Here is a 6,636-nt window from a genome sequence, read left to right as displayed (position 1 = left end):
AGCCGTCCGGCTCGACCGAAATCGTGGAAAAAAAATCAAGAATACGCTCGCCCTGGGCCCCCAAGGGCGCGGCCAGGGCAAGAAAAAACAACGTAAACAGAATGATCCGTCGCCGCATTGCACCCCCTAAAACGCCACCGTCGGCACGGCCCGCTCGGCCGTATTTTCCAGCTCGAAGAATTCGGCCCTTAGCTTTGTTTCGTGGGCTTCACGCCGCCGCGACGGCCCAGCCCAAAGCCAACGCGATACAAGTCAGGCATGTTGATACGGCTATCCTTCATCTTTTCAAAAATCCCAAGCCGTTCCAGATCCTCCAGAAGCCCGGCCCATCCCCGTTCCTTATGCTGAGGGGGGAGACGATCTTTCACCACGGAGTTGAAACCAGCCGGAAAAATCTGTTGCCAACGCTCCTCGATGGAGGAAAATTCACAGGGGACATTCTGTCCCTTCAACGGCTCAAGAAGTGCTGTCACCCACGGATGATCCTCGGTTATTTCATCGATGCGAATCCGCGAGGCTTCCTGGACTCCGCGTTTGATGCTTTCATAGTGCAAGGCATACTCATAATCCGGGTATTTTTCCTGAGAATCTTCCGCCGCCGATCTCATGGCCGCGATAAACGAACGGGGCGACGTGCGTCCCTTGCCATCGGCCAAATGGCTCACGGACCAGACATACGGCACGCCCCGACGCCGATCCCGTCCCATCCATGGCCCGGCCAGCTTTTCAAATAACGCGCGCTGGGGGAGTCCATCCCGTTTGACCTCGTCCGCAAGCATCCAGACGTCATTGAGATTGTACGGAGGGCTACCCTGCACCCGCTCATAAACGCTTCTCAAGACTTCGCCGTGCTTGTCCGGTGCGTTGCAGAAAAACTGCCAGATCAGACCATGCAGATCATGGGGCTGCCATGTCAGCTCGGCTTTCGTGGCCGACAGTTTGGACGCATCGGGAAAATTGGCCACGGTGCGGGCAAACTGGTCATCCCGTAGAAAAACCTTGGCGTAGATCGATGAAAACGACTTCAAATCAAGCACGACGCGGAGTAAATCCCGCACAATGCCATCCATGTCCGACCAGTCAGTACTGATTCTGTCGAGAGCATCAAAAACAATGAGCCCTTTTTCCCCGTGTGACGTAAATTTCGCATCGGCCGATTGCATGATCTTCGCCACTGGTTCCGGGTTCTCCCTCACCCACATCGTGGAGGCATCCCAGTCCTGCATGGGCGGCTCTTCGCCCAAAAATCGCCCTAACCAACGCACCACAACAGCGCGCCACACGTCGTATGGCGTGAAGCCCTTCTCCATGAGATCGGCGAAAACAGCGGATTCCGGACGCGAAGCAATATCCTGCTTGCCTGAAAACCCAACGTGAACCTGGGTCTTTTCCAGCTCACGAACCGACTGCCCCAACATTTCACGCAACGCCGGATCATTCAGGGCTGCGGTCCAAAAGGATTTCCCCACCCCCCGCGCCCCCACAACCAGCGAGGATTCCAGACGTAGGGCCTTTATATGCGCGGGAGGCACGTACATCACGCGTCGATCGGGTGTCTCACCGAAGTTCGACGCGGAAAGAGGGAGGGCCTCGATGAGTGCGTATCGAATCTCCCTGGGACAAAAATTCATGCAATCCTCCCTTCAACAAGAGCATGGACGCCTTCAAGAAAAACGCCAAAGACTTCTCGCGACCTGCCTTCATCAATTTGAGGCAACCGGGAATACAGGGAGTACAGGGCGGCAAATCCGCGATGCCAGTGAATGGGCCACGGAAAATGCGGGGCCGCCACATCGGGTTCATCGTAACTGAACCTGTTCCCAACAGGCTCGCCAGGCGGCACTTCATCATAAAGAGCATCCATGAATGCCTCCCAAGCTCCCACGCGCAGCCCCGCGAAATACTCAGCGCCGTTCACTTCCGGGATCATGGAGCCCACCACCTGGAGGCGATCGCGGATTTCGCGCGCCACCCCGGTTTGATTCCAATGCCGGAAAAGAATGCCATAGCCCGACCATGTCTGCTCACCATCAAGGGCAAACATGAGCACACTAGCGGCACCAAGATCCGTGACACAGGCCGAAGCCACCTCGTCGATACCCGCGCGCGAGTCGATCAAAACCACATCCGGTTTCCAATGCGCTTCCAGTTCGTCCAGGAGTCGATTCAACCGCCTGGACCAGGGTTCCCGCGATCCGTCGTCATGCGTTTTGGACATCCAAACCCGTCCAAGCTTGGCCACATATTCTCCTGGATCACGCCCGTGGGCCGGAGCCACGAAAATTTCTCCGTCGCGGGCGAGATCGCTTATGCCGACCATGTCCCGGAAGACGTCAGCGCCGTTGTCCACCAGATCCTCCACCAGCCAATCCGTAATTCCATGAGCCGGACGGCGTTCAGATGGAAGCAGGGAACTCGACAGCCCCGGAGATTCCAAATCAAGATCCAGCACCAAAACTCGTTTGCCGGCTTGTGCGAGGGACCAGGCCGCGACCGCCAGGGCGGTGGATCGCCCCACGCCACCCTTGATCGAAAAAAACACAAGACGAGGCGGCCCGACGGAAATCGGGGCGATGTTGGCCCAATCGGTATCCGTGGCCAAGCGATCAACCACGGTGACGCCGTCAAAATCCTGAAGCTGAAACTGAGGAGCGCCCTGTTTCACCGCATCAAGCGAGGGTTCAAAGAGGACCATGCGGTCAGCTGAAACGCCGTGTGGCCCAAGTTTCTCGGCAAGAATTCGGGAGATACCCTCAAGAATGGCGCGGGCCTCCCGATTGTCCTGGACCTGTTCGTGGACCACCAAGCGAACACGCCCAGCCAAGTCTCGGTTGACGACCATTGGCCCGATCTTTTTCAAATCCTCGCCACATTCGCGGAGCGCCTCCGCCAGTAAGGGCAAAATTTGATCAAAAAAAATGATCATATCGGTTTCTCCAATTCAACTCTGGAAAGCAAATTTCGCACGATCTGGGCTCCCTGGCGATGGGCGTCCACACGCGCTTGATCGAACTCGGATCGGCGCGCATAGCGTTGCGAGACATCCCAATCCACAAATGGATTGTTGGGCAACGAATACCAGGCTTGGCCATGACCGGACCTGTAGGTTTCGTAGCGCGTCCATATGTCAGTGACATGCCGCCGATCATCTTTGTTGGAAGGCCTGCCCATGGCGTCGATGGGCATGCCAAAAACCTGCATCAACCGCTTCAGACCGCATTCAGCCGCCATCCCGTAGAGATGATCGGCATTGGCCCATCTGGAGGCGTCATACAAAAAATTCGCGTCTTCCCAATGCCGGTGATGCGCGTCCCAAAAATCACTGATCATTCCCTTCTCCAAGCCGATCATGGCGCCACGGATGCCTCGCGAACCAAGCCTCGCTCTCAACAACACAGCAACATACCGAAATAACTAACTAGCCTCAAGACAGAGACATCCCCATGAGCGAATTCAGAACTCCACCACCGGCACGGCCCGCTCGGCCGCGCTTTCCAATTCGAAGAATTCGGCCTTGGTGAAGCCGAAGCGGCTGGCGATGAGGTTGGACGGGAAGGATTCCACGGCGATGTTCAGGTCGCGTGCGGCCCCGTTGTAGTAGCGGCGGGACAGTTGGATCTGGTCCTCGATCTCGCCCAGGGTGGCCTGGAGCTGGGCGAAATTGGCGTTGGCCTTCAGATCCGGATAGCTCTCGGCCAGGGCGATGAGCTTGCCCAGGGCCGCGCCCAGGAGGCCTTGAGCCTGGGCCGTCTCGCCCACGCCGTGGGCGTTCTGGGCCAGATTACGCAGCCGGACCACCTCTTCCAGGGTGCCCTTTTCGTGGGCGGCATAGCCCTTGACCGTGGACACCAAGTTCGGGATCAGATCCGTGCGCCGCTTGAGCTGGACATCGATCCCGCTCCAGGCCTCCTCGACCATGTTCCGCTTGCGCACCAGACCATTGTAAACGGCGATGGCCCAAGCCGCGACCACGACCACAAGCCCCACGACAACTGCAAGACCCGTCATACGTCCTCCCTGGTTGAATGAGCCCATTCTGTAGAACAAGCCCCGGCGCTTGAAAAGCCAAGCCTTGCTTTTTGCCCCGGTCCTTGCCAGACCATGCGCACCACATCACCCATACCGCGAGGTACGTATGTCCGCGTCGGCCAAAAACTGGATCATTGCCCTGTTGCTTCTCGTCTCCCTTGGCCAGGCCTGGCTGCTCAAGGATCGCTATCTGGGACAGGCCACGGGCTTTGGCGTTGCCTCCGTCAGCCTGGACAGCGCCCTGCGCACGACCATCAGCGTGGAATTCGACCAGCCCGCGCCGGATGCCGTCCGGGCCGCGCCCCATCCGGCCGTTCTGAACCCGGACGTTCCCGGCCAATGGGTCTGGGCCAACCCCTACACCCTGAAATTTCTGGCCCAAACACCCCTGCCCCTGGACATGCAGTACGCCCTGACCCTGGATGACGCCTTCGCTCAGTCCGGTCTGCGCGACAGCCGCGCCCTGGTCGTCAAGACCGGCGCGTTCAGCGTGACCGAATGCACCGTGAACGAGCTGGCTTCCGAGGCCGGGCCGGACATGGTCGAGCTGGAAGGCCGCTTGGTCTTCAACGGAGCCGTGAATCCGGAAGCCCTTCTGCCAGTCCTGAGCCTGACCGAGGCCAACGGCACGGCCGTGGAATTGCGTCTGCAAACCCACTGGCGGTCCACGAACTTCGGATTCCGCAGCGCGCCCATCCGCAAGGACACGGCCGGCCGGGCGCTGACCCTGCGGCTGGACCCGAGCCTGACCCTGGCCGACAAGACCCTGACCCTGGGCGTGGAACTGCGGCGCGAAGTGACCGTTCGCCTTGACCCGGAGCTTCGGCTCGTCAATGTCAGCCCCCAGTCGGACCTGGACCAAAACCGTGTCGACCTGGAATTCTCGGCTCCCGTGGCCGCCAGCGCGCTGCGCCGATATGTCGCGGTGGAGCCCGACGTCCAGCTTCAGATCTCGACCCACGGCAAGACCGCAACCCTGACCGGCGCGCTCCGGCCCGGTGCGACCTATACCCTGCGCCTGGGGCAGGGCCTCGCGGCCGAGGACGGAGCCGTGCTCGGCGCGCCCCAGGAAACGCGCGTGCGCATGCCGGATCTGCCGCCCGGCGTGGATTTCACGGCCAGGGGCATGTTCCTGCCCCGCCAGGGCGACGGCCTGCTTGGCCTGTACCATGTCAACACGAACAGCGTGGAGCTAACCGTCAGCCGGGTCTTTCCCAACAACCTGAGCGCCCTGTTCCAGGACTACGGCTACTCCATCTTCGACCAGGACTTCGCCGGCGACTCCGTGCCCTACCATCTGGGCAGCGAGATCTTCCGCCAAACGTATGACCTGTCCTCCCGACCCAACATCAAGGAGGAACGCACCCTGTCCATGGCCGAACTCATCCCGGACAACCGGCCCGGCCTGTACAAACTGACTCTGAACCTGCCTTCGGAGTACCGGGGGGCCACGCGCTGGGTCCTGCGCACGGACATAGGTCTGGTGGTCAAGAAAGACAGCGGCGGCTTTCTGGTCTGGGCCAATTCCATCGCCTCTCTCTCGGCTCTGCCCGGTCTGGAGGTGGAACTGCTCAGTTCCAAGAATCAGGTTCTGGGCGCGGCCCGGACCGACGCCCAAGGGCTGGCCCGCATCCCGTTCCAGCCCGGCGACGACGAGCACGGCGATCCGGCCATGATCCAGGCCAGAAGCGGCGAAGATTTCAGTTTCGTCTTTCTGGAGCGCTTCCAGATCGACACCACGGGCCTGGATGTCAGTGGAACATCCGTCGGACTCTCGGGTCTCCAGGCCTACGTCTATGGCAAACGGGACATCTACCGCCCCGGCGAAACCCTGGACGGCGTGATTCTGGTCCGGGACGGCAGGCTCGGCACACCGCCGTCCATGCCTCTGACCCTGGAGCAGCGCGACCCCCAGGGCCAGATCCTGCGCACCCTGAACCTGTCCGCGGCCGACGGCCGCGCCGCCTTCAGCCTGGACATCCCGGACTGGTCCCTGACCGGTCAGTATTCCCTCCAGATCGAAAGCGGCGGTCTGACCATCGGGTCTTACGCCTATCAGGTCGAGGACTTCATCCCGGACCGGATCAGCGTGGATATCAGCGGCGCGCCGGATGCGGCCGCGCCAGGGGCGGCCCTGCCCTTTGACGTGACCTCGCGCTATCTGTTCGGCCCTCCGGCCGCGCACCTCGCGGTCACGGCCAAGACCCGGCTGATCGCGGCCGGATTCAATCCCAAGGGTTTTGAAGGCTACGCCTTCGGCGACCCTGGCCGGACCTTCGAGCCAGTGCCCCTGCTGACCACCGAGGACCGACTCGACGCCGAGGGCCGGCGCGGCTTTCGCGTGGACATTCCGGACGATCTGCGCCCGCCCCTGGCCCTGGAAGCCGAAATCACGGCGCGGGTCCGCGAGCAGGGCGGCCGGGGCGTGGCCGCGCGGCTCCGCGTCCCCGTCCACGCCTATGCCTTCTATCCGGGCATCAAGCGGCCCGCGTCCATGGAGCTGACCCCGCGCCAGGCCGCCCAGTTCGACTATGTGACCGTCTCGCCCCAGGGCAACCAGACCGCCCACCCGGAACTGGTGGCCACCCTGTTCCAGGATCAATGGCA

The 6,636-nt window shown here is 61.2% G+C and carries 5 protein-coding genes; 1 reads left to right on the top strand and 4 read right to left on the bottom strand.

Annotation, left to right across the window (positions count from 1 at the left end; translation table 11 throughout):
• Positions 1 to 188 precede the first annotated feature (188 nt).
• The 4 genes from EOL86_11065 to EOL86_11050 form a co-directional block, all read right to left on the bottom strand.
• Complete coding sequence (locus tag EOL86_11065) at positions 189 to 1,631, bottom strand: hypothetical protein (protein ID NCD26114.1); 1,443 nt, start codon at positions 1,629 to 1,631, stop codon at positions 189 to 191.
• Positions 1,628 to 2,923, bottom strand: a complete 1,296-nt coding sequence (locus tag EOL86_11060) for a ParA family protein (protein NCD26113.1) — start codon at positions 2,921 to 2,923, stop codon at positions 1,628 to 1,630. The genes EOL86_11065 and EOL86_11060 overlap by 4 nt, the downstream gene beginning before the upstream one ends.
• Positions 2,923 to 3,330, bottom strand: a complete 408-nt coding sequence (locus EOL86_11055; protein ID NCD26112.1) for an SAM-dependent methyltransferase — start codon at positions 3,328 to 3,330, stop codon at positions 2,923 to 2,925. Before EOL86_11055 ends, EOL86_11060 begins: the two co-directional genes overlap by 1 nt.
• A 123-nt stretch (positions 3,331 to 3,453) precedes the next feature.
• Positions 3,454 to 4,008, bottom strand: a complete 555-nt coding sequence (locus EOL86_11050; GenBank protein ID NCD26111.1) for a LemA family protein — start codon at positions 4,006 to 4,008, stop codon at positions 3,454 to 3,456.
• Between the two features lie 127 nt (positions 4,009 to 4,135).
• On the opposite strand from EOL86_11050, the gene EOL86_11045 reads away from it, so the two are divergent.
• On the top strand, positions 4,136 to 6,636 hold a 2,501-nt coding region (locus EOL86_11045), incomplete at its 3' end, for a hypothetical protein (GenBank protein NCD26110.1).

The organism is Deltaproteobacteria bacterium, from assembly GCA_009930495.1.
Taxonomy (GTDB): Bacteria; Desulfobacterota; Desulfovibrionia; order Desulfovibrionales; family Desulfomicrobiaceae; genus Desulfomicrobium.
The sequence above is the reverse complement of the archived record's forward strand: the minus strand, read 5'-3'. Positions and strand labels throughout refer to the sequence as shown.